The organism is Microbacterium sp. NPDC056057, from assembly GCF_042266945.1.
In the GTDB taxonomy this organism is placed as follows: domain Bacteria; phylum Actinomycetota; class Actinomycetes; order Actinomycetales; family Microbacteriaceae; genus Microbacterium; species Microbacterium trichothecenolyticum_C.
On record NZ_JBHJWS010000001.1, the window covers coordinates 1,541,092 to 1,565,623 of the forward strand.

General features: G+C 70.4%; 10 protein-coding genes (1 of these 10 cut by a window edge). 5 read left to right on the forward strand and 5 right to left on the reverse strand.

Annotated elements, in window-relative coordinates; genetic code table 11:
* On the forward strand, nucleotides 1–14,101 hold the final stretch of the coding sequence (locus tag ACFC1K_RS06485; protein WP_375870932.1) for a hypothetical protein. It extends 17,429 nt beyond the left edge of the window; the window shows 14,101 of its 31,530 coding nt (coding positions 17,430–31,530); its start codon lies off the left edge, out of view; the stop codon is at nucleotides 14,099–14,101.
* 68 nt (nucleotides 14,102–14,169) lie between these two features.
* Here ACFC1K_RS06485 and ACFC1K_RS06490 read toward each other — a convergent pair whose 3' ends face one another.
* The 3 genes from ACFC1K_RS06490 to ACFC1K_RS06500 all read right to left on the reverse strand — a co-directional run bounded on the left by ACFC1K_RS06490 (nucleotide 14,170) and on the right by ACFC1K_RS06500 (nucleotide 19,968).
* Complete coding sequence (locus ACFC1K_RS06490) at nucleotides 14,170–14,658, reverse strand: nitroreductase/quinone reductase family protein (RefSeq protein ID WP_375870933.1); 489 nt, start codon at nucleotides 14,656–14,658, stop codon at nucleotides 14,170–14,172.
* A gap of 232 nt (nucleotides 14,659–14,890) precedes the next feature.
* The gene (locus ACFC1K_RS06495) at nucleotides 14,891–16,984 is read right to left on the reverse strand and encodes a YhgE/Pip family protein (protein WP_375870934.1); all 2,094 of its coding nucleotides are present in this window, start codon (nucleotides 16,982–16,984) and stop codon (nucleotides 14,891–14,893) included.
* Nucleotides 16,981–19,968: an MMPL family transporter gene (locus ACFC1K_RS06500; RefSeq protein WP_375870935.1), complete on the reverse strand. Its 2,988-nt coding sequence runs from the start codon at nucleotides 19,966–19,968 to the stop codon at nucleotides 16,981–16,983. Before ACFC1K_RS06500 ends, ACFC1K_RS06495 begins: the two co-directional genes overlap by 4 nt.
* Before the next feature lie 135 nt (nucleotides 19,969–20,103).
* Between ACFC1K_RS06500 and ACFC1K_RS06505 the strand changes: the two genes are divergently transcribed.
* A complete protein-coding gene (locus tag ACFC1K_RS06505) occupies nucleotides 20,104–20,742 on the forward strand; it encodes a TetR/AcrR family transcriptional regulator (RefSeq protein WP_375870936.1) in 639 nt (212 codons plus the stop codon).
* Between the two features lie 73 nt (nucleotides 20,743–20,815).
* On the opposite strand, the gene ACFC1K_RS06510 is transcribed toward ACFC1K_RS06505, so the two are convergent.
* Nucleotides 20,816–21,817 (reverse strand): o-succinylbenzoate synthase, encoded by a 1,002-nt coding sequence (locus ACFC1K_RS06510; RefSeq protein ID WP_375870937.1) that lies wholly within the window; start codon nucleotides 21,815–21,817, stop codon nucleotides 20,816–20,818.
* Nucleotides 21,818–21,841: 24 nt separating this feature from the next.
* Nucleotides 21,842–22,009 carry a hypothetical protein gene (locus tag ACFC1K_RS06515; protein ID WP_310285306.1) on the reverse strand — a complete coding sequence of 56 codons (168 nt, stop codon included), beginning with the start codon at nucleotides 22,007–22,009 and terminating at the stop codon, nucleotides 21,842–21,844.
* A 97-nt stretch (nucleotides 22,010–22,106) separates the two neighbouring features.
* Here ACFC1K_RS06515 and ACFC1K_RS06520 point away from each other — a divergent pair, with 97 nt between their 5' ends.
* The 3 genes from ACFC1K_RS06520 to ACFC1K_RS06530 all read left to right on the forward strand — a co-directional run bounded on the left by ACFC1K_RS06520 (nucleotide 22,107) and on the right by ACFC1K_RS06530 (nucleotide 24,319).
* Nucleotides 22,107–22,442: a PadR family transcriptional regulator gene (locus ACFC1K_RS06520; protein ID WP_375870938.1), complete on the forward strand. Its 336-nt coding sequence runs from the start codon at nucleotides 22,107–22,109 to the stop codon at nucleotides 22,440–22,442.
* A 1-nt stretch (nucleotide 22,443) separates the two neighbouring features.
* The gene (locus ACFC1K_RS06525; protein ID WP_375870939.1) at nucleotides 22,444–23,418 is read left to right on the forward strand and encodes a permease prefix domain 1-containing protein; all 975 of its coding nucleotides are present in this window, start codon (nucleotides 22,444–22,446) and stop codon (nucleotides 23,416–23,418) included.
* Between the two features lie 103 nt (nucleotides 23,419–23,521).
* Complete coding sequence (locus tag ACFC1K_RS06530; protein WP_375870940.1) at nucleotides 23,522–24,319, forward strand: LLM class F420-dependent oxidoreductase; 798 nt, start codon at nucleotides 23,522–23,524, stop codon at nucleotides 24,317–24,319.
* The last annotated feature ends 213 nt before the right edge of the window (nucleotides 24,320–24,532 follow it).

The following is a 24,532-nucleotide window of genomic DNA, read 5'->3' on the forward strand; positions in this document are numbered from 1 at the left end:
CCCGATCGTCATCGCGTCCTCCGACTCGGGCGGCCTGTTCGCCGGGGGCGAGGGCGGCGAGACGGCGCGACTGGACTACACCACCACCGCCGATGTCGCCGGCACGCTGATCTCGCTCAACAACACCGCGACCGTCGAGGCGCGCACCTCCGTCTTCGGCTACGCGCAGGGCACGGCCGACCTCGGCACCTTCGCCGGCAGCGCCGAGACCTACACAGACTTCCACGTCGGCCAGGGCGCGAGCAAGGAGTGGGACGGCACCACCTACAACCTGTGGGGCGCGCAGGCGCTGACCCGCAGCACGATCTCGGGCACCGTCAAGGGCCGCTCGGTCTTCGTGCACGCCATCGTCGACCCGGTGTCGATCGAGGCGCGCTCCGACACCAGCACCGGGGCTTTCGGGGCCGACTCCGACGCCAACACCTACGTGTACGTCCGCGGCACCGCCGAGGTCGTGCTCGCGGACGGCGCCGTCATCGAGGGCCAGGTGGCGACCGAGCTGAACGCCGAGTACAAGACGTGGAGCATCATCTCGCACGCCTTCGCCAACTGCGACTGCTTCGGCGGCGACACCGACGCCGACGCCTCGATCGACGCGCAGACGCTCGCGAAGGTGACCGGACGCACCGGGTCGCTCATCCGCACCGCCGACCTCACCGTCGCCGTGAACCAGCGGGCGACCGGCTCGAACTTCAACCGCGATGCCGACACGTCCGAGGGCTTCCTCGACTTCGGCAACGGCGGCGACACCTCGGGACCGACCTCGCTGTCGAGGCAGACGTTCTGGCAGGTCCGCGTGATCATGCTCGGCGAGCCGAACCCGATCCTCGAGGTGGACTCTGCCGGCAACATCACCAACATCGTCAACGTGCGTGTGTGCGACGACCAGGGCCACTGCTACGAAGACAACCCGTTCACCAACACGCACACCGCCGGCCAGCTCACGGGCACGACGTTCACCGTAGACGACATCGTGTACGACCACGGCGCGCAGGCGCGGTTCCTCACCAACGAGGTGGGCGGCCTCGGCGACCCGGGTCTGATCTGGGGCCGCGGCGGAACGTTCGAGTTCCAGCAGACGTGGGACTTCGTGAAGCTCCTCAACGCGTCGAACCTCAACATGGTGACGAACATCATCGACGTGGTGAACACGCTGAACTCGCCGCTCATCGACATCCGCGTCGACTCGGTGCCGAACGATGCGTCGAGTGCCAACACACCGGGTCTGAACGAAGGCGGTCCCGCGACCACGTTCGACTTCGACATCCTGTACCGGTTCCCGCCGACGCTCGTGCAGCTCGCGAACTCGTGCGCCTACTCGTGCCCGACGCGCAACCCCTTCATCCGGCTCGACGACTACATCGAGAACCCGCTCGGCACGACGCAGATCACCAACGCGTCGGGCGACATCCTCGCCGGTGCACGCGGAGTCCTCGTCCGGCCGGCGGGCGTGGGCGGCGGCATCCGCGGTCAGCTCATCCGCACGAACGTACTCGACCTCGACGCCCCGCACGGCGACATCGGCCACCAGAGCCCGACCCACGCGAACCCCGACACCGAGCGCAACCCGATCGCGGTAGAGCTCGTGAAGTACCTGCACCCGTCCGCCGAGTTCTGCGTCGGCTACGGTCCGGCGCCGTGTCTGCACGACATCGTCGTCACGGTGGATGCCGGCAAGGACGCGGTCCTCGACCTCACGGCGTTCCGCCGCACCGACCAGACGCTGACCGACCCGATCACGGTGCCGATCGCCCGCATCCGCGCCGGCGACGACGTGGACGTCGTGCTCAACGACAGCAAGGCAGGGGACGACACCTCGTCACTGTCCCTCGTCGAGATCGACGTCTACAACCCCGGCACGAGCTACTACGACTACACCTACTTCGGCCAGTACAACCCGGCGCTCAGCGACGGCAGCCCGCTCAACCCGTGCCCGGGCGGTGCGTGCGGCTCGGGATCGGGCAAGTACGAGAAGCACTTCCGCCCCGACGTGTCCGACCCCGACCTCGCCCACATCCTGCGCGCGCTCGGCACCGACGTCGACGGCGAGATCGAGTCCACGTACGACTTCGCCGACCTGCGCGCGGGCGACGACATCGATGTGTGCCACGTCACCACCGGCGGCGAAGAGCCCAAGACGTGCTTCACGACGCAGATCGACAGCGCGACGCACGCCATCACGGCCGACACCTCCGACACGACGGTGCACATCATCGCGCAGGTCGACTCGGCCTGGACCGGCGGGGCCGGCCACACCGGACCGGTCGACGACCCCGGCATGGCGTTCAACGTGTCGCAGATCTTCCTCCGCACGAACGGGAACATCACCGCGACCGAGATCACGGGCGACATGCTCGTCGGCCACATCCACTCGACGAACGGCGACGTGGTGCTGCACTCGCCGGCGCGGATCCTGGATGCCGACGGCCGGGCCACGATCGACGTCACGGGCGTCAACATCTCGATGTACGCGGGTGAGGCCGGCGTGCTCGGCGGCATCGGCACCCCGAACAACTGGCTCGAGATCAACACGGCGGTGAACCAGCCGAACGGCATCAACGGCGGCGTGCTCAAGGCCTATGACACGGCGGCGGCGCTGGGTGGCGGGTCGACCGAGGGCATCTTCCTCGACGAGCTCACCGGCGACATGCCGATCTGGGAGATCTTCACCGGCGGCAGCTCTTCGCTCGCGACCGGCAACGTCGGCCTGCGCACCACGGGCGGCAGCATCCTGAACGCGAAGCTCAACGCCGACGAGGACAACGTCCGCGGCGACTCGGTCGACATGGACGCCAACGGCGGCGGGACCATAGGCCTCGTGTCGAAGGACGTCATGGTCGATTCGAACCGTGCGCCCCCGTTCGAGTGCACGTACGTCAACTGCGGCAACAACCCCGCCTCGCCGTACCTCTCCGACCCGCGCCTGGCCCAGTCGGGCGACGATGTCGGACTCGAGGCCACCGGCGGCATCTACTACACCGAGACGGACGCGTACCTGCGTCTCGTGCTCGCCCACTCGTTCACCGGCAACGTGCGGCTCACGGTGCGTGAGACCCAGGCTCTCGACGAGGATCTCTACCTCGTCGCCTCGGGCAGCGCCCTGTTCGCCGAGTCGCACCTGCGCGCCCCGTCGTCGGATGACGACCACCCGCGCCCGGTCGCGCACGGCACGATCTTCGCCGAGACCGGCAGCGTCGAGCTCCGCGTCGGCGACGACGTCACGCTGCACCAGAACAGCCAGATCCTCGCCAACCTGTCGATCGACATCCGCGGCGACTACGGCAACGCCGACACCGGCTCGGTGCTCACCGAGTACGGCACGTCGATGATCCTGCGCGGCCGTATCATCGCCGACTGCGTCGTCACGCCCGGAGTCAACGGCGCCGACCCGATGGGCACATGCGCTCCGTCGGCCGCGAACCCGGTGCCCGGCCAGCAGACGAACATCTGGGGCGGCAGCGACGTCGACGTCATCCAGTTCGGCGACCGCTCCGGCCTCGACCGCGACAACACCAGGATCACGTGGGGGAGCGCCGGCTACATCTTCCTCGGCTCCAAGACCACGGTGCACGGCAACCTCGACACCGCCTCGAACACCGCCGATGGCGAAGACGTCATCACGGTCTACTACCTGCAGTCGATGAACGTCGTCACGAGCCCCGCCCAGGCGGGTACCGGCGCCGGGCACGTGCTCAACCTCGACGGCCAGGGCGAGAGCGACCACTACGCCGTGTACACCAACGGCAGCCACGGCAGCGTGCGCAACTACAACATCGAGGTGCTCGACTCCGGACCGGCGAACCAGGGCGTCGACGACCTGGCCGTGTACGGCTTCGACGACCTCGACCCGGCGCACAACACCGGCACGCGCGCCGACGACATCTGGCTGCTGCGCGCCCTCACCTGCATCGACAACCAGTCGCCGTTCGGCGTCACGGTGAACCAGGGCCAGGCGGTGTGCGGCTCGGCCAGCGAGACCGCCGACCACCCGGCGTTCATCGCCCTGCTCGCCGGCGACGAGAGCGCGGACGGCGGCATCGGCAAGTACCGCGACCGCGACCCGGCAACGGCGCCGAGCGCCCTCGTGCAGCGCATCACGTACGACCGCGCGCTCAACGGCCGCATCACGGTCTACGGCCTCGGCGGCAACGACGCGTTCTACGTCGACGACACGCAGGCCACGATGACCCTCGACGGCGGCGCCGGCAACGACGCGTTCCAGATCGGGCAGATCTTCGGCACGCAGCGCGACTCCGACCCGGCCCCGAACGGCGGCGCGCTCCTCCCGTCCGACACCTTCCCGGCGCTCGTCGCGACCACGCGCGGCTGGCTCAGTCCCGGAACGCACGCGCCGCTGCTCGCGACGGGCGGCACGGGCAACGACCGGTTCGTCGTCTACTCGAACCAGGCCGAGATCCAGCTCAACGGCGACGATGACAACGATCTGTTTATCGTGCGGGCCTTCGCGATCGCCGCCGTGTGCGATCTCAGCGCCGACAACGACACCGACTGCGATCTCGCGGACGTCGACTTCCGTCCGGCCGGGGGCGTGTTCCCGCAGGTCAACGGCAGCGCGATCCACCCGGTCACCCACCTGTCGGTCGCCACCTGCACCGGCGCCGGCTACGTCCGCTTCGACAACAACGGCGACGGCACCTGCAACAACGCCGACGCGCACGTCACCTACAACCACGACACCGGCTCCAACGTCGACCTCGACAACACGAAGTGGCTCGACGACGTCATCCCGCTCGACGCGAACGGCGTGGCCGTCCCGGTGATCGGCCTCGGGTTCTCGACGAGCCGGCCGCTCGACATCCGCGCCGGCGGCGGCGAGGACGAGGTGCAGTACAACGTCAACGCCCCCGTGAACGTCGACGGCGGCACCGGCTTCGACAAGCTGGTGGTGCTCGGCACCGAGTTCGCGGACGACTTCGCGATCACCGACAAGGCGATCTACGGCGCGGGCCTCAACGTCAAGTACACGACCATCGAGGTGCTCGAGATCGACGGCCTCGAGGGCGACGACCAGTTCTTCGTCCTCTCGACCGCGTACGGCGTGGCCTACCGGGTCATCGGCGGCCTCGGCAGCGATCAGATCTCGGTAGCCGGCGACGTGACGAGCGACATCGTCACCCGTGAGCTCGAGGGCCTCTCAGGTGCCGTCGACCACATCGTGCGGTCGGACGACCCGCGCTACGACGGCCTGGTCGTGGACGGCGTGCCCTACAACCTCGCCACCGGTCCCTCCGGGCTCGTGGTCATCCGCGAGGTGGGCACGTCCACGAGCGTGCGCGAGTCCGCAGCCGGCGCGATCGCGCAGACCGCGTACTACGAGGTCACCCTCAGCCAGGATCCGACCCTGAGCGGCGTCAACAAGCACGTCTATGTGACGGTCTCGGCCGCGGCATCCCCCGACGAGGAAGCGCGCGACACGTTCCACAACCCGACCGGGTTCGGCCTGACCGACGGCCCCGCCGACACGATCTGGCTCTGCGTCGACACCGGACCCGTGTACGGCGACCAGTGCAATGGCGCGGCCGACTTCCAGCGCCACTACATCCGCAACGGACAGATCGTCGACGAGGCCGGACGCGCCGTCGTGCTCACGTTCGACGGGACCAACTGGAGCTCGCCGCAGCGCGTGTACGTCCGCGCTGTGAACGACGAGCGCTCCGAGGGCGACCGCATCGTCGTGGTGCAGCACTCGGTGATCAGTGACAACCCGCTGTTCCACGGCACCGCCGTGCGGCAGGTGAACGTGCACCTCTACGACGACGACACGCCGGGCGTGTACGTCACGCACGTCGAGCCGGGAACGAACGTGCTCGACGACCGCGGCATCGTGATCGAAGGGGATGCCGGCACGCAGCGCACCGACGACGTGCTGGTGCAGCTGGCCAAGGACCCGTGCCCGGCGTCCAACCCGGCCTGCGGCCTCGTGGTCACCGTCAAGATCACGATGGATGCCGACAGCCAGCGGATCCTGCAGATCGACGACCTGGCGGCCGAGGCGGCGCTGGGCAGCCGCTGGACGCGATTCCTCGACGCCGACGGTGGCACGCACTACGAGCTGACCTTCGACCACTCGAACTGGAACATCGCGGTGCGGCTCACGCTCATGGCCCGCAACAACCCCGACGCCGGCGACCCGACCACGGCCGTCATCACGTGGGGCCAGGCGAACGCGACGAACGCGTACCGCTTCCCGAACCTGCGCAGCGGCAGCCAGCGCACCGACGTGCTCGTGTACGACGACGAATCCGCCCAGGTGGTCACGATCCCGACCGGCACCGACACCGTCGTCGTGCAGGGCGGCGCGAACGACGACTACCTCATCCGGCTGACCACGCCGCCGACGGCGACGGTCAACGTCGCCATCACGCCCGACGGGCTCGTCGACGTGGTGAAGATCGCGGGCGTCGCGGTCACGCCGCTGGACTACGCCGAGATCGGCGGCGACATCCCGTCGCGGCTGTTCCTCGGCTTCCTCACCTTCGCCGGCAGCACTGTCAGCCGGGCCAACGGCAGCGACACCGGCAGCTTCATCGACGACGGCGTCGTCGCCGGCATGCGCCTCACGTTCGGCGCCTGCACCGGCGTCTACACCGTCAACGCCGGATCGGTGACGGCGGGCTCGTTCACGGTCACGCCGGCGCTCAACTGCGGCGCGGTCCCCGTCGGCGGCACCACGATCAACGTCCTGACGTACCGCGGCAAGTGGAGCGGCGCCCTCGCCGCGACGCCGACGCAGACCCCCGGCGACGACAGCGTGCTGCGCTGGCGGATCACCCGCACCGGCGGCGGCTGGCTCGCCGACGGCTTCCTCGAGGGCCAGTGGGTCAAGGTGTGCGACGGCTTCGGGCACTGCGCGATCGGCAAGATCCAGAACATCCGCGGCACCAACACCGCGCACGACGAGCAGATCGAGTTCGGCCTGTCGCTGTGGGGCGACTCGTTGGGCAGCCTCGTGGGCCCGGTCACCGTCACCCGGATCGCCGCGCAGGCGGTGTTCACGACGTCGAACTGGATGACCGACCAGCGCATCGAGCTGCAGGGCGACACCGGCTACTACCAGCCGCTGATCCGGCAGGGCGTCAAGACCTTCCCGGCGTCGCAGCACCTGCTGACGCGGCTGCGCGGCCCGCTCGCCGTCGAAGGCGGCGTCACCGGCGCCGACCGCTCGCTCGAGCTCGGGCTGAAGCTGCCGGGCGAGCAGGACGGCCCGCTGTTCGCGATCGCCACGCAGGCGCCCGAGTCCAAGCAGATCGACGTGCTGAACATCTACGGCGATTCCAGCGTGGCAGGCAACTGGGGCGTGATGACGTCGACGACGCTCCGCGGCCTCGGCATGGCGAAGGATCTCGACTTCGGCGCCTCGTACGGCGGCACGCAGGGTGAGACGTTCGGCGAGCCGCGGATCTTCCCCGGCGGCATCAGCTTCGGCTCGGTCTCGTTCGACGGCACGAACTACTCGACGGATGCCGGCAAGTCCTCGATCGAGGTCATCAACCTGTTCCTCGGCTCCGGCAACGACCGCCTCGACGTGCAGGGCACGCTCCAGCCGGATGTGCCGGTGAAGGCCGTCGGCGCGGTCATCGTGTCGACGCAGGGCGCCGGGCTCGGCATCCCGAGCGGAACGACGCACCGGCTCTCGCGTGCCGTGCCGTTCGACTTCAAGGCGCAGGGCTTCCTGGTCGGCCAGACCATCACCGTCAGCCAGGGCGGCCACGTGACCCGCTACCTCGTGAAGGGCTTCGGCGACGACAACCTCGGCGACACCACCGACAACACGGTGATGTACCTGGCGTTCATCGACGACACCGTCACGCCCACGCCGGTGGCGATGGTGACCGCGTCCGACGTGCCCGTCACGGTCACCGTTCCGGTCACGATCACCGGCGGCGCGGCGGGCGGCACCGTGACACGGGCGACGGGGAGCTTCGCCGCCGACGGGTTCGTCGTCGGCCAGCTGGTGCGCATCGCCGGCATCGACGGGCAGTGGCGCCTCATCGGCATCTCGGTCGACGGGCGCACCCTCACGCTCGACCGCGGCGACGTGCTTCCCAGCAGGACGCTCGCGTCGCAGAACGTGTTCGTGCCCGGCCCGCACGGCGGCCTCACCACGATCCACGGCGGCGGCAACTCGGCCATGCAGACCGTGTTCGCCATGACGCGCACCGCGGTCGGGGGCGGCGGTCTGCGCCTCACGCGCCTCGACGGCGGCAGCTGGACCTTCAACGGCCGGTTCGCCGGCAGCGGATACTACGCGGGCGACCCGTACCTGCACGCGTTCCAGCACATCCAGCTCGCGGGCGAGACCTTCACCCGCATGGTCCTCGGCTTCGAGAACGCCGACTGCCTGGCCCTCGGCATCACCGACCCGTACCCCGGCTGCGGCCTCGGCGCGATCATGATCCTGAGCGCCCCGCTCGTGCCGGCCGGGGAGCCGGCGGGAACCGTGGTGCCGACCGGCACCGCGAACACCGACGTCAGCGTCGTCGCTCCGCTCAAGGTAGAGACCACCACCTCCGTCGAGGTGCACACGTCGAGCCTCGTGCGTGCGGCGGGCAGCTGGAAGACCGACGGATTCCGCACGGGCATGCAGGTGCGCATCAGCGGGTTCGCCGGGCCGTTCACGATCGCCGGCATCAGCGTCGACGGGCGCACGCTCACTCTTGCGAACACGGCGTTCGCGCCGAGTGTGCACCTGAACGCGGCGGGCATCGCGATCTGGGATGCCGTCCTCCTGACCGTCACCGGCTACGACGCCTCGCGCTCGGGCGGCCTGCTCATCGGCGGCGACGTCATCACCGTCTGCAACCGTGCCGCCGACCCGCTGCTGTTCAAGATCGCGAAGGACTCCGACGGCGTCGAGGACGACGCGGTGCGCTGCGACGCGACCCACACCGCGGGTCCGGGCTCACCGCTCGTGGTCTACGGCGACACGACGCAGGACGGCGTCTGGTATTCGGGCAACCCCGGCGACACGCTCGGCATGGAGTTCGGTCCGAAGCCGTTCGACCCGTTCACCCACATCCCGGATGCCCAGAACGAGGATGACGAGTGGGTCTTCGGCCTCGCCAACCCGTACGACCACGCCGGCAACGACATCATCGACGCCTCCGGCCTGTTCGCCGACGTCGCGCCGGCGAACCTCCCGACGGTCGGCCTGACGATCTACGGCGGCCTGGGCGACGACCTCATCATCGGCAGCCAGGCCGGCGACCACCTCGCGGGCGGCTCGGGAGACGACGAGATCCGCGGCCAGCGCGGCGTCGACCACATCTACGGCGACTCGGGCGTCAATGTGGACGTGCTGACGCGGGCGCTGCAGATCGCGACGGTCAATGCCAGCCCGCGCCCGTCGGTGACCGGCGCCGGCGTCATCTCCAACGGCACCACGATCATCCCCGCACCCGGCGGAATCGCCGGCATCGTCGACGACCTGCAGGTGCCCGGACGCGACCTGCTGTACGGCGAGGGCGCCCCCGGCCTCGGCCTCGGCACGTACACGGTGAACGCCGGCGGCTCGCCGGAGTACGCCTACGCCGACATCATCTTCGGCGACCACGGCGCGATCGACCAGAACGTCGCCGACCCGAACGAGCCCGACGCCCGCCTGCAGAAGATCCAGACGACGACGCTGGCCTCCGTCCTGCGGATCCGCAGCGTCCGCCTCGACAAGGGCGACGACGACACGATCTTCGGTGGCCTCGGCCAGGACGTCATCGTCGGCGGCGCCGGCGACGACATGGCCGACGGCGACGAGGCCGACGATCTGGTGTTCGGCGACGCGGTCGACCTCCTCCGCACCATCGGGGACTGGACGAGCCTGCGGTTCCAGGCGCTGTGCGGCACGCTGCTCTACGGCCGCAGCGACATCACCGATGCCGCCAACCTCTGTGGCGGCCTGTACCCGGTGCCCACTGAGAACAACTCGGGCACGCTGCTCGTCGACGGCACGCCGCGCGCCTACCGCGACCCCGACGGCGCACCGTGGTGGACCGAGTACGACGTGAAGAACCTGTACCACGACGTCGCGTCCGACAGGGGCGACAAGTGGGCGGGTACGTGGGGCAACGACTACCTCGCGGGCGGACAGGCGCACGACATGCTGTTCGGCGGCCTGGGCGACGACGTGATGCAGGGCGACGGCGGCATCGACGACGCCTACCGCCGCATGATCGACGACGACCGTGTGTCCTGGCACGTCGGCGCGAGCCGCACTCCGCTCGGCTGCGTCGGTCCGGCAGCGGCCCTGGTGTGCGACTTCACCGGCGTGCTCACCGTCGTCCCGTCGTTCGAGGCGGCCACCGACGGCGAGGACTACCTCGAGGGCAACGCGGGCAACGACGTGATCTTCGGCGGCCTCGGCCAGGACGACATCGTCGGCGGTTCGAGCGACTTCTTCAGCCTCGTAACGCCCGACCTGCGCCCCGACGGCCTGCAGAACCCGGCGCTCAACTACCAGCCGGGCCACGACCGCGGCGCCGACATCCTGTTCGGCGGATCCGGCCAGCGCATCGGCATCAACGACGAGACGTCCGGCGGCACGAACGCCAGCACGCCGACCACCGGCGGCACCCTCGCCGGTGGCACGGTGCCCGCCGACATGGACGCGCGCGACGCCGACACGATCGTCGGCGACAACGGGCGCATCATCCGCATCGTCGGCATCAAGGGCCAGGACGGCATCCCCGGCATCGGCACGGGCCAGACGACCGGCGCGCAGGCCGCGAACAACTACGTGAAGTTCCAGTACGACGCGAACTCGGGCACGCAGCGCCTCGTGGTCCGCGGCGTCACGCTCCTGGACTACACGCTGGGCGGACCAGACTTCCAGCCCGAGAACTTCGGGCTCGGCGTCGGCAGCGACTGCACCAACGGCTCGCCGACGCAGCCGATCTGCTCGAACGTCCTGAACACCGACCTCGGCGCCTGGCGCAACACATCCTTCGGTGGCACGCCGTGGCAGACCGGCGGCCGCGACGAGGTGCACAGCGAGACCGGCGACGACACCGTCTACGGCGGCGCCGACCACGACGTCATCTACGGCGACGCGCAGAGCGACGACCTCATCGGCGGCTGGGGCAACGACTGGATCTCGGGCGGCACCGGACAGGACGGCATCCTGGGCGACGACGGCCGCATCTTCACCAGCCGCAACGGCTCGACGGGGATCCTCGTCAGCGGCGCCGCGTGCAACGGCAACGCCCTCGTGCCCGGAGCGGCAGGCGCCTGCTACAGCGAGCGCCTCTTCGGCATCACGGCACTCCTGGCGACCGACCCCGACACCAAGTACTCCAACGGCAACGTGCTCAACGAGTTCATCTACACGCCGGGCCAGGGCCAGACGGCGACAATCAACCTCGCGGGAGCGCTCAACAAGTCCGCCGACCTCACGGTCTACAACCTCGGTCCCGACGTCAACGCGAGCCAGCACCACGTGGCCAACTCGCCGCTGTACGACGCCAACAACTCCGACGACATCATCTTCGGCGGCTGGGGCTCCGACTGGATCCACGGGGGCGCCGGCGACGACGCCATCTCGGGCGCCGAGGCGATCGGCACCGACCCCGACGACAACCGCGCCGCGCCCAATGGCACGAACGGACCGCTTTCGGCGGCATCCGGATACAACCAGCACTACGACCCGATCACGGGAGCGCTCGTGGGGCTCGAGTACATCGACTTCGCCCACCCGTGGAACCCGGGCGATGCGCTGCACTTCGGCGCCGACACCAACGCGTGGCACTCGAACAACCACAACGAGATGCGCCTGGGCGAGTTCGTCCTCTACGACGAGTACGACCCGCTGCGCGCGATCCTGTTCAACTCCGGCGGCCAGACGTGGGGCTGCACGTCGTGGACGCCGAGCGGCCACACCTGCACCGGCAGCACGCCGCTCGCGCAGTTCCCGCACCAGTTCTTCCTCAACAACGAAGACAAGTTCGGCGACATCCTCGCCCAGGTGTGCGTCGCCGTCGACAACCAGGGCAACTGCACCCAGTTCGTCTACAACACGCAGACGACCGATGGCGACGACGCGATCTTCGGCGACCTCGGCAACGACTGGATGGTCGGCGGCACCGGCATGGACACGCTGTGGGGCGGCTGGGGCAACGACCTGCTGCAGACCGACGACAACCTGCACAACGGCTGCGTCAACATGGCCAACAACGGGACGTGCCTGCAGTACGGCGACACGTGGCTGAACGACATCCCCGACGGCGTCAACTCCAGCTACCAGGACCGCGCGTACGGCGGCGCCGGCCTCGACATCCTGATCGCGAACACCGCGGGTGACCGCCTCATCGACTGGGTCGGCGAATTCAACAGCTACCTGGTGCCGTTCGCGCCGTTCGGCATGGCCACCGTCAGCCGTCAGAACAACCCGGCGCTGCCCGAGTTCCTGTACGCGCTCAGCCGCAGCCAGGGTGCCGATCCGACGCGCTGGAGCGACGAGGGCAGCGACCCCGCCCGCAACGGCGAGCCGTTCGGCGAGCTGGGGCTCATCCGCCAGGAGGACCACGGCTACTGGCAGACGCAGACGGGCGGACCGACCGACCCGCAGGCCGGCAACATCCCGGGCGGCAAGCGCGACAGCGTGCGCGGTGCCGACTTCAACGACGGCACGCTGCAGGGGTTCCTCACCGACTCCGGCACCTTCACGATCACGCAGGGCGTGCTGACGGTGACGGCGGCGAGCTCGCAGGGCGACGCGGTGGCCGTCTGGTACTCGGACGCGTACCAGACCGTGTATTACGAGGTGTCGGCGCGGATCTCGATGGACAAGCCCACCGGCGGCTGGAAGGCCAACGCGTACATCATCTTCGACTACTTCGGCCCGACCGACTTCAAGTTCGCCGGCATCGACCAGTCGACCAACAAGATGGTGATCGGCGAGCGCACGGCCACCGGCTGGTGGGTGCGCGCGCAGGGGAGCGTACCCGGCGGCGTGAAGGCCAACACGTTCTACAACCTCAACGTCGTGATCAACGGCCTGGTCGTCACGGTCACCGCGGACGGCAAGAACGCCTTCAGCTACACGTTCGCGCCGCGCATCATCGGCGGGCAGCAGGTCGCCCTCAACCGCGGCCTGACGGGCTTCGGCTCCAACCAGGCGAAGGGGCTGTTCGACAACATCGCCCTGACGGTGATCTCGCCCGAGATCACGATCGACCGCACCGAGTACTTCGAGGGCGGCGGGCCGTCGTCCACGCAGGTCGTCACGGGGACGTGGGCGACAGCGGGCGGGCGGCTGCAGGGGACGACGGATGCTGCGGGCACCGCGACGGCGCTCATCGGCGTCCCCGTCGGCACGGGCTACAGCAGCGTGCCGCAGTTCGACGCGACCAGCTACGTGCAGCTCACCACCACCCTCCGGGCTGCGGGGATCACCGGCATCCTCTTCGACTGGTACTCGGCCAAGGACTACAAGTTCGTCGGGATCGACGTCGCCGGCCAGCGCGTGGTCATCGGGCACGTGGCGAAGGGCGTCCGCACCATCGACCTCACGATCGCCCGCGCACTCGTCGCGGGCACCGACTACGTGCTCGACATCGTCCTCAAGGCGACGGTGGTCACGGTCACGCTCGGCGGCCAGGTGCTCGCGTCGTACTCGTACAACTCGCCGCTCGCCGACGGCAGACAGGGGCTGTTCGCGTTCGGCGCCGGGGTCACAGCATCCGCTGCCGACTATCGCCTCCGCACCGACGAGGATGCGTACACGGGATCGCCGCCCGCGGCGCAGGCCGTGCGCATCTCGGACGCGACCGTCACCGAGGGCGCGGCCGGCACCACCAAGACGGTGACGCTCACGGTCACCCGCGACCAGGCGGGCTCGGCGCTGTCGATCGGGTGGAGCGTCGACACCCTCATCGCGAACGGTGTGATGTGGGGCGTCGATGTGACCGGCGCCACTTCCGGCGTCGTGACGTTCGCCGCCGGCGCCACCACCGCCACCATCACGTTCACGGTCGTGGGCGACTCCCTGAAGGAACCGGACGAAGCATTCATCGTGACACTGCAGCCGGCGCCCGGCGCCAATCTGGCGGACGCGCAGGGGCTGGTCACGATCAAGACCGACGACGGGTGACCGTCGCCGGCGCCGGCGGGTCGGGTCTCACTCTCCCCCGAGGGACCCGACCCCGCCGGACATGACGCTCAGAGCGCCGGGGCGAGCACGACAACCGGGGTCTCGTGGCTGCGCAGTGCCGCGTACGCGTCGAGGTCCGCGTCGCCTTCGAGGGTGCGCCACACGGCCCAGAGCCGCTCGCGCTCGGGCCCCGTCGCCTCGTGGGCGAGCACCTCGCGCGTGCCGTCGGGGAGGTCGACGGATGCCGCGGGCCGGGCCTGGAGGTTCAGCCACCACGCCGGCGGCGGGTCGCCCCAGCCGTTCATCGCGAGGGTGACGAGGTCGGCGCCGTCCTCGAAGTACCCGAGGATCGCGACGCGCGGCTCGCCCGTGCGGCGGCCGACCGTGTGCAGGCGCATCATCCCGTAGACGGTGGGGGACGGATGCCGCAGCCCCACGCGTCCGCCGGTCACCCGGTACAGCGCGCGGTGGACGACCCACGCGGTGCGGATGAACCAGCGCGGCGGGATCCGGGCGGGGTCGCGGCGCGCCTCGGCCGGATGCGGGGAGGGGTTCATGCTTGCGATCCTGTCGCGCCGCGGTCCCGCCGGCAATCGGCCGATCGGCCACTGTTCGGCGGCCGATCGGACGAGCTGCCGCCCGCCCCCGGTGATGCCTCGGGGTTCGGGGCGCGTCGCGTTCGTTCGGGGCGCGCGCGGCGCGCCCCGAACGTCGCTTCCGCGCCCCAAACCCGAGAAGACACGGCGGAGCCCCGGCCGCGAGGCGGCCGGGGCTCCGAGGACGAGCGGATCAGGCGGTGGCGGGCGCCGCCTTGAGCAGCGCTCGCGCCGAGGTGCTGCGCCGGCGTGCGACCGCGAGGATCGTCGCGGCGAGGCCGAGCAGGGTCCACACCACGAGACCGGCGATCGCGGCGCCGAGGCCCGACGCCGAGGTGAGGGCGGCGAGCATGCCGGTGTAGGCGGGGCCGGTCGGCAGGAGCGCCGCGACGCTCGAGAGCACCCCGGGCACCGTCGAGACGACGCCGGTCGCGACGGCGAACACGCCGATCAATGCGGCGATCCACCGCCCGGCGCCGCCGAACACGGCGATCAGGGCCTGGTTCACGGCGGCGAACGCGATGCCCGCGACGACCGACACCACCGCGAACACCCACCAGTCGGCCCATGCGTAGGACGCGGCGAGCTGCACGACGCCGGCCACCAGCATGCCCTGCACGGCGCCGAGCGCCGCCGCCGGGGCGAACGAGCGCAGCGCGAGCAGCGCCGAGGGCTGGCGTGACGTGAGCGCACGACGCGACACCGCTTGGAGCGCGACGAACGTGCCGAGCCCGCCGAACCACAGCGCGAGGGTCGCCAGCAGCGGGATCGCGGAGGCGCCGAACAGCGACGTGCCCACGCCCTCCGCCGCCACGGGGTTCGCAACCACCGTGGCGAGGTCGGTGGCCTGGTCGTCGGTGTACGACGGGAGGGCATCGGATGCTGTGGCCAGCCCGGTCGCCAGCTCCCCGGTGCCGTCGGCGAGCTGGGCCACGCCGTCGGCGAGGCTCGTGGCGCCGTCGGCGGCCTGGGTCGCGCCGGACGCGAGCTGCGATGCGCCGTCGGAGAGTCCGTCCGCACCGCTCTCGATGCCGGTCACGCCGGTCGCCAGCTGCCCCGCGCCCGCCGCCGACTGGTCGATGCCGCCGGCGAGCTGGGTGAGACCGCCCGCGAGCGTGCCGACGCCGGTGCCGATGGTGCGGAACTGGCCGGCGAGTTTCGCTGTGCCGTCAGTGTTCAACTGGGCGAGCCCGCCTGCCGTCAGCTGCGTCAGGCTCGCCGCACCGGGATTGGTCTTCGGATCAGTGCCGTTGAGGATCGCCGAGGTCTTCCCTGCCGACGCCACCGCTGCTCCGAGCTGCGTGCAGAAGTCCCCGGGCTGCGCGCACGATGCCGCGAGCTTCTGCAGAGCCTCGAAGTTCGCCTTCGCTTCCGCCGCCGCCGCACCGGTCGCTGCGGACGCGCCGTTCGCGGACTGTGTGAGTCCGTCGGGGACGAGCCCGGTCTGCTCGAGCTGCGCCGCGCCGGCGTTCACGCCGTCCGCGATCTGCTGCGCACCAGCAGACGCTTCGCGCGTCTTGCCGGCGATCGTGGTCAGACCGGACTGCAGCGACGTCGCGCCGCCCGCGATCCGGCCGGCGCCGCTCGCGAGCTGCGAGGCCCCGCTCGCCAGCTGCTCGTTGCCGTCGGCGAGCTGCGAGATGCCGCCGGGCAGCTGCGCCGCGCCGTCCGCGGCCTGGGTCGCGCCGTCGGCGAGCTGCTGCGCGCCGTCGGCGGCGGTGCCGAGCTGGTCGCCCAGCGTCGTGAAGCCGAGGAACACGTTCTCGAGGTACACGGTCGACAGCTGCGTGCCCATGGTCGAGGCCGCCGCGTTGGCGACCTGAGCCGTGATGGCATCGTCGACGATCAGGCTGTCGGGCGAGGTGGTGACCTCGATCGTCGCCTGCTCGGGCGTCTCGCCGGGGCGGGTCGACAGCGCCGCGGCCGTGAAGTTCTCGGGGATCGTGATGACCGCGTCGTAGGTGCCGTCGGCGAGGCCGGCGGCGGCGTCATCCGCGTTCGAGAGCGTCCAGGTGAGGTTGCTGTCGAGGTCGTCAGAGCCCTCGACGAGACCGGCGGTGAGCTGTCGGCCGAGGGGCACCAGCTGCCCGTCGACGGTGACCGGTTCGTCCTCGTTCACGACGGCGGCGGTCAGGTTGTCGAGCCGCTCCACGGGGTTGTACAGCGCGGCCACCAGGATGCCGCCGATGACGACGGGCAGCAGCAGCACGCCGATCAGCGTCAGCCACGTGACGGGCCGGGGCGAGCGCGCGCGCGCGACGGCCGTGGTGATCCAGTTCGGGGTCATGCGTTCACCTCTGCGGTGGGGGTGGTCTGAGCGGTGGCGGAGCGCAGCGTGATCGAGGTCACGTCGGGGCGGTGCGCGTCCGCGAGGAGGGCGAGAGCCGCGCTCTCGGTGCGGCCGGTCACGACGAGCGTCAGACGCTCGTCGCCTGCCGCGAGCGCCGCGGCGGCGTCGCGCAGCAGCGCGGCGGCCTGGTCGCGCTCCGCGTGATCGAGCGCGTCGACGCCTTCGATCACGACGAGGCTCGCCTTCCCGGCGAGGGCGCGGCGCAGCGCCGGCACGCGGTCGTCGGCGTCCGCGAGGAGCGCGAGCCCGACGTGCGCACGCACCCAGGCCCCGCGCTCGGGGAGCAGGTGGCCGGCGACGCGCAGGCGTCCGTCGGTCGGGGCCAGTCGCGCCGCGATCGTGAGCGCGAAGGCCCGCGCCGCGCGGGGGTCGCCGGTCGCGATGAGCGTGCCGCCGGGCTCGGCGCGGAAGGCGGCGTCCTCGAACAGCACGACCTCGCCGGCCGAGCCGCCCGCGTCCGCGCGCACGGCGACGCCGTCGCCGACGACCACGGCCGTCGTGTCGGGCTCCGGCCACTCGGCGAGCGAGAGCTCGCGCTCGACGGCCTCGCCCTCGATGTCGAAGTGGGGGAGGACCCGCTCGAGCCAGCGCGGCATCCACCACGCCTTGTCTCCGAGGAGGGTCATGACGGCGGGCACGAGAGTCATGCGCACGAGGAACGCGTCGACGGCGATGCCGACGGCGAGGCCCAGCGCGATCGGCTTGATCGACGAATCGCCTTCGGGCACGAAGGCCGCGAACACCGCGAACATGATGACCGCGGCGGCGGTGACCACGCGCGCCGAGGCCGTGAAGCCCGAGCGCACGGCGCCGACCGCGATGTCGCGGCTGCCGCGCGTTGCGTGGCCACCCGCGGCGCGGCGGGCGTGCACATAGTCCTCGCGCATGCGGCTGACGAGGAACACCTCGTAGTCCATGGCCAGGCCGAACAGGACGCCCATCAGGATGATCGGCATGAAGCTGATCACGGGGCCCGTACGGTCCACGTGCAGGAGCTCGGCGCCCCAGCCCCACTCGAAGACCGCGGCGACGACGCCGAATGCGGCCATCACCGACAGCAGATAGCCGAGGGCGGCCTTGATGGGCACCCAGATCGAGCGGAACACGATCATGAGGAGCACGAGCGACAGGCCTACGACGAACACGCCGAACGGCAGCAGGGCGGCGCCCAGACGGTCCGAGATGTCGATGCCGACGGCGGTGAACCCCGTCACCTTGAGGTCGACGCCGTACTCGTCCTCGAGCTCCGGGGCGAGCGCACGAAGGTCGCGGACGAGCTGTGCGGTCGCCGGGTCGTCGGGCGCGGTCTCGGGCACGATCTGGATGAGCCCGGTGTCGGCGGTTTCGTTCGGCGTCGCGAGCGCGACCTCCTTCACGCCCGGGACCTTCTCGATCTCGGCCTTGAGGTCGGCCATGAGTCCGAGCGGATCCGTCGACGTGACGATCGTGCCGGTCATGATGAGCGGGCCGTTCGATCCGGGCCCGAAGTGCTCGGCCGTGAGGTCGTACGCCTGACGTGCCTGGCTCGACTCCGGCTGCTGGCCGGCGTTCGGCAGGGCGAGCGCGAGGCTCGCCGCCGGGATCGCCATGACGCCGAGGGTGAGCACGACGGCGATGGTGGTGACGATCGGGTGCTTGGTGACGAGCATGACCCAGCGATTGGTCTTCTTCGGCGTCGTCTGCGGGGTCGCGTGGATTGCGTCAGTGGTTGCGACGTGATTCGGCTCGCGCGTCTCCGCCGCCTCGGTGGCCGCTCGCGCGCGCCTCGAGGTCTCCTCGGGCCGAGCTCCGTCCCGGGGGTGCGGGGTCTCCGCATCGTCCTCCGCCGCCGACTCGTCGGCGTCGGTGGAACGGCGCGCGCCGGGCAGCGGCATCCCGCGCCGCTTCCTGCCGTGTCCCCAGCCCGCGACGCGGTGCTTCGCGAAGCCGAGGAGCGCGGGCGTGAGGGTGATGGCGACGACGACGGCGATCGCGACGGCGACAGCAGCGGCGATGCCCATCGTCGTGAGGAAGGGGATGCCGGCGAAGCCGAGGCCGATGAGGGCGATGAGCACCGTGATACCGGCGAAGACGACCGCGGAACCGGCCGTGCCCGTGGCGCGGGCGGCGGACTCCTCGGGCTCGACCCCGGCGCGCACCTGATCCTGATGTCGCGCCACGATGAAGAGGGCGTAGTCGATCCCGACCGCGAGTCCCAGCATGATCGCGAGCATCGGGGTCGTCGACGACACCGAGACGAACGCGGTGGCGACGAAGATGAGCGCGATCGCGAGGCCCACGCCGATGAGTGCGGACACGAGCGGGAACCACGCCACCGCGAACGAGCGGAAGGTGACGATGAGCACGAACAGTGCGATGAGCACGCCGACCGCCTCGATGAGGGACAGCGCAGGCACCGAGGTCGAGAAGAGGTCGCCGCCCATGGCGACCTGCGAGCCCTCGGGAAGCGTCTCGCGCAGATCGTCGGCGACCTGTTCGAGGCCCTCCTTCGTCTCGTCGGACACGTCGGTCGACTGGCCGTCGAACTGGAGGCGGATGATTGCGGCGGACTCGTCGTCCGACACCATGCCCGTCACCATCTCGTTGAAGGGGTCGGTCACGGCGATGACCCCGTCGAGGTCTTCGAGGTGCGCGACCGTGTCGCCGATGGCGCCGGTGTACGGCTCCTCGTCGATCCGGTCGCCGTCGGCCGTCACGATGACGAGCTGCGCGCTCGTCCCGCTCGCCTGCGGGAAGCTGCGATCGAGCAGCTGGATGCCCTCCTGGGCCTCGGTGCCGGGGATCGAGAAGGAGTTGTCCGTGCCGCCGAGGTGCGGGATCGCGAAGCCGAGGGCGATGCCCAGCAGCATCAGCCACGAGACCAGCACCCGCCACGGGTGACGGTAGGTCCAGCGACCGAGCGCATACAGAAGAGTCGACAACAGCGCCTCCGGTTACGGGTGGAGAGTTCGGGAACCGTCGATACAGCGCTGTATCGGATACATGAGTGTATCGTAGGGCGGGCCTGTCGCCCCAACCTGAGTAGTGCGTGTGAGACTGGACGAGATGGAGGACAGATGACCGACACCCCCGTGGCCGAAGCGACCGGCACCTCTCGTCGCCGCGAGGCGACCCGGCAGAAGCTGCTGGATGCCGCCGCCCTGGTCTTCGCGGAAGTCGGCCTGGACGCAGCATCCGTCGAAGCGATCTGCGAGCGCGCAGGATTCACGCGCGGTGCGTTCTACTCGAACTTCGAGACCAAGGACGAGCTCATGCTCGCCCTCACCGAGCGGGTCGCCGGCGAGAAGATCGACGAGGTCGCCCAGCGCGTCGCCCAGCTCCAGGAGCGCGGCGAGGACCTCGAGCCCGGCGCCCTCGTGCGCCAGCTGCTCGACGTCGCGTTCGACAAGAAGCAGGGCATCCTGCTGACCAGCGAGATCCGCACGCGCGCGATGCGCGACCAGCGGCTCGCCGAGACCTACCTCGCGTGGCAGACGGGCATGGTGGAGCGCGTCGGCTCGTTCATCGAGGAGCTCGCGCTCGCTTACCGCTTCCGTCTGCGGATGCCTCCGCAGGAGTTCGCCGGCGTCATCCTGCAGACCTGGGAAGACACGTCGGCGTACGCCATCATGTCGGGCCTCAGCACCCCCGAGATGCACGCCCTCGTGAACGAGCGCACCGCCCGCCTCGCGACCGCTCTCGTCGACCCCCTCTGACTTCCCCGGTCGTTGAGCGAGCGAAGCGAGACGAAACGCCTGCACCCGGCGCGCGCACCGAGCGTCGCTCGCGTCATGCCGCGGTGCGCAGCACCTCATAGCAGCGGGCGAGCCGGTCGAGCCACCATTCGCGGCGGTCGGTGGATGCTGCGTGCTCGGCCAGCAGCGCCGGGTCGGGGATCACCCGGCCCACGGCGAGCGCACCGGCGCGCGGCGTGAGGGGCGGGTCGACGACGTCCGCCGTGAACAGGGACGCGGTGCCCAGGCCGCAGTCGTAGTCGAGCTCGGGGAGCGCGGCGGCCAGCGCGACGCCCATCGACAGCCCCACCGAGGTGTCGAGGGCGCTCGACACGATCGCGGGCAGCCCGGCCTCCGCCACGATCTCGAGTGCGCGCCGCACCCCGCCGAGCGGCTGCGCCTTGATCACGAGCAGATCGGCGGCTCCCGCCCGCGCGACCGCGAGCGGATCGGCGGCCTTGCGCACGCTCTCGTCGGCGGCGATCGGGATGCCCATGTACTTCACGCGTCTGCGCAGCTCGGCGAGCTCTTCGACGCTCGCGCACGGCTGCTCGACGTACTCGAGGTCGAACTCCGCGAGGGCGTGCACCGCGTGCTCGGCCTCGTCGACGTTCCAGGCGCCGTTCGCGTCGACGCGCACGCGGCCCTCGGGTCCCAGGGCCTCGCGCACCGCGCGCACGCGCGCCACGTCGTCCGAGAGCACCTGACCGGGCTCCGCCACCTTGACCTTCGCCGTCCGGCAGCCGTCGAATCGCGCGAGCACGGACGGGACGGATGCTGCCGCCACCGCCGGCACCGTGGCGTTGACGCCGATGAGGTCACGGTGGGCCGCGGGTCGAGGCATCCGTGAATCCTCGATGGCGGCCGCCAGCCATGTCGAGGCTTCCGCGTCGTCGTACTCGGCGAACGGCGAGAACTCGGCCCAGCCTTCCGGGCCCTCGAAGAGGAGCGCTTCGCGCACGTCGATGCCGCGGAACCGCGTCGCGAGCGGCAATGCGACGACGTGCGCGGTGTCGAGGATCTCGGCGAGCGGGGGGAGCGGAGCAGGCGTGGTCACGTGCTCAGTCTGCCCCGTCGGCGGTCAGAATCCGCTGCCCGCCTGGAAGTGGTGACTCCGCACTTCGGCGTGCCCGACGACGCGACCGTCGACGTAGGGGGAGGACTGTGCGGCCCGGTACTCCTCGTGGCTCACGGGCTTTCCGAGGATCGCCCACTTGATGCGGATCCAGCGGCTCGGCTTCTCCGTCATGGAGGCCTCCTCTCGCGGTGCCCTCAGCATCCCAGTTCCGATGAGAACTATAAAGTGCCATTGACGATAGTGTGTGTCACACAGTATGGTGTGAGACATGAGCGAAACCGAGATCCTCGAGACGCACCTGCAGGAGCTGCGGCGCGGCACGACCGTGCTGGCGTGCCTGCGGCTGCTCGAGACGCCGGGGTACGGGTACGGGCTGCTCGAGGAGCTGGGGGAGCGCGGCTTCCCGACCGACGCGAACACGCTGTACCCGCTGCTGCGCCGCCTCGAGAAGCAGGGGTTTCTCACGAGCGAGTGGAACACCGACGAGTCCCGTCCCCGCAAGTTCTACCGCACCAGCGACGCCGGCCTCCGCCTTGCCGGCGCCCTCACCGACGACTTCCGCGCAATCGCCGTCGCGATCGACGCCCTCCCCGAGGAGAACTGAGATGACCATCACCGCCACCCTCACCGACCGCTACGTCGACGCGGCGATGCGCACCGTGCCCGAGGCGCAGCGCGCCGACCTCGCGGCCGAGCTGCGTGCGTCGATCGACGACCAGGTCGAGGCCCGCGTCGAGCAGGGCGAGCCGCGCGAGACGGCCGAGCGTGCCGTGCTCACCGAGCTCGGCGACCCCGACAAGCTTGCCGCCGGCTACACCGACCGCCCCCTGTGGCTCGTCGGCCCGCGCTACTTCCTCGACTGGTGGCGGCTGCTGAAGCTGCTGCTGTACATCGTGCCCGCGTGCGCCGCCTTCGGCGTCTCGCTCGCGATGGTGCTCGACGGAGCCACGTTCGGCGAGATCATCGGGGCACTCGTTCCGCTGCTGCTCTCGGTGGTCGTGCACCTCGCGTTCTGGACGACGCTGGTCTTCGTCATCCTCGAGCGCACCGGTCACGAGACGATGACCGGTCAGCCCTGGACGCCCGACCAGCTCCCCGAGCCGCGCCAGAAGGGCGTCGGCCTCGGCGACATGATCACGTCGCTGGCGTTCCTCGGGATCATGGTCGGGGTCGTGCTGTGGGACCTGTTCATCGGCTTCGTGCCCACTGAGCCCGGGCTGTCGTTCCTCGACCCGGGGCTCTGGCCCTGGTGGATCCTGGCGCTGTTCGCCGTGATGGCCCTCGAAGCCGTGCTCGCGATCGTCGTCTACGCGATCGGACGCTGGACCGTCGGCCTCGCGGTGGCCAACGGCATCCTGAATCTCGTCATCGCGGTGCCCGCGCTGTGGCTGCTGTTCGAGGGACGCCTCATCAACCCGGCGTACTTCCCGACGATCATCCCCGACGACGGCGCCGAGGTCGGCCAGATCATCACGATCATCGTCGGCTTCGTGATCGCGGGCGTCGCGATCTGGGACACGGTGGATGCCGCGCTCAAGGCGGCGCGCGCGCGCCGGGGCTCATCACGCGCCCTCAGCTGAGGATCTGACCCGAGATGCGGACCGAACCCCGGGGTACGGTCCGCATCTCGGCGCATTCCCTCGAACGAGGACCGCCCCCTTCGGGCGGCCGTACGCTTTCCCCATGCCCCTCCTCGATACTCCCGTGCGCCTCGGCGTGCAGCTGCAGCCCCAGCACGCGCCCTACTCCGCCTTCCGTGACGCGGTGCTCCGCCTCGAGGAGATGGGCGTCGACATCCTCTTCAACTGGGACCACTTCTTCCCGCTGAACGGCGACCCGGACGGCCTCCACTTCGAGTCGTGGACGATGCTCGCCGCGTGGGCGGAGCAGACCGAGCGGGTCGAATTCGGTGCCCTCGTCAACTGCAACAGCTACCGCAACCCCGACCTGCAGGCCGACATGGCCCGCACGATCGACCACATCTCGGCGAAGGACGGCGTCGGCCGCTTCATCTTCGCCACCGGTTCGGGCTGGTTCGCCCGCGACTACGAGGAGTACGGCTACGACTTCGGCACCGCCGGCTCGCGCCTCGACGACCTCGCCGCAGGACTCGAGCGCATCGAAGCGCGCTGGCAGAAGCTCAACCCGGCCCCGACGCGCGACATCCCGGTCATGATCGGCGGCGCGGGCGAGCAGAAGACGCTGCGCCTGGTCGCACGGCACGCCGACATCTGGCACAGCTACGTGCGCGCGAACGATCTGCCGCACAAGCTCGACGTCATCGAGCGGTGGGCCGAGCGCGAGCAGCGCGACACCTCGAACCTCGTCATCTCGAACGAGCTGCACCAGCGCGACGAGGCCCACGCTGACGGCCTCCACGACGCCGGCGTGCGCCTCTTCACCATCGGCTTCCAGGGCCCCGACTGGGACTTCGACCTCATCCGGTCGTGGCTGCGCTGGCGCGACGCCAAGAACGCCTGACGTTCTGACCCATGGATGCTGCCGCCCGGCGCACTGCGCCGGGCGGCAGCATCCGTCCCTCCCGGCCGCGGCCGAACCGCGAGAGTACAGCGGGTCGCCGAAAGTGCGGTTGGTTCCCTCCCTCTCGGCGACCAGCTGTACTCTCGCTGCCCTGGGCGAGGCTGTACCAGCGTCCGCATCGGGCACGGACTGCAGTGTCCGTCCGTCATGGAA

Bases quoted from the DNA above. Each gene is read 5' to 3' on its own strand.
- ACFC1K_RS06490 (WP_375870933.1), bottom strand. From the start codon at position 14,658: ATGAACCCCTCCCCGCATCCGGCCGAGGCGCGCCGCGACCCCGCCCGG.
- ACFC1K_RS06495 (WP_375870934.1), bottom strand. From the start codon at position 16,984: ATGACCCCGAACTGGATCACCACGGCCGTCGCGCGCGCGCGCTCGCCC.
- ACFC1K_RS06505 (WP_375870936.1), top strand. From the start codon at position 20,104: ATGACCGACACCCCCGTGGCCGAAGCGACCGGCACCTCTCGTCGCCGC.
- ACFC1K_RS06515 (WP_310285306.1), bottom strand. From the start codon at position 22,009: ATGACGGAGAAGCCGAGCCGCTGGATCCGCATCAAGTGGGCGATCCTC.
- ACFC1K_RS06520 (WP_375870938.1), top strand. From the start codon at position 22,107: ATGAGCGAAACCGAGATCCTCGAGACGCACCTGCAGGAGCTGCGGCGC.
- ACFC1K_RS06525 (WP_375870939.1), top strand. From the start codon at position 22,444: ATGACCATCACCGCCACCCTCACCGACCGCTACGTCGACGCGGCGATG.
- ACFC1K_RS06530 (WP_375870940.1), top strand. From the start codon at position 23,522: ATGCCCCTCCTCGATACTCCCGTGCGCCTCGGCGTGCAGCTGCAGCCC.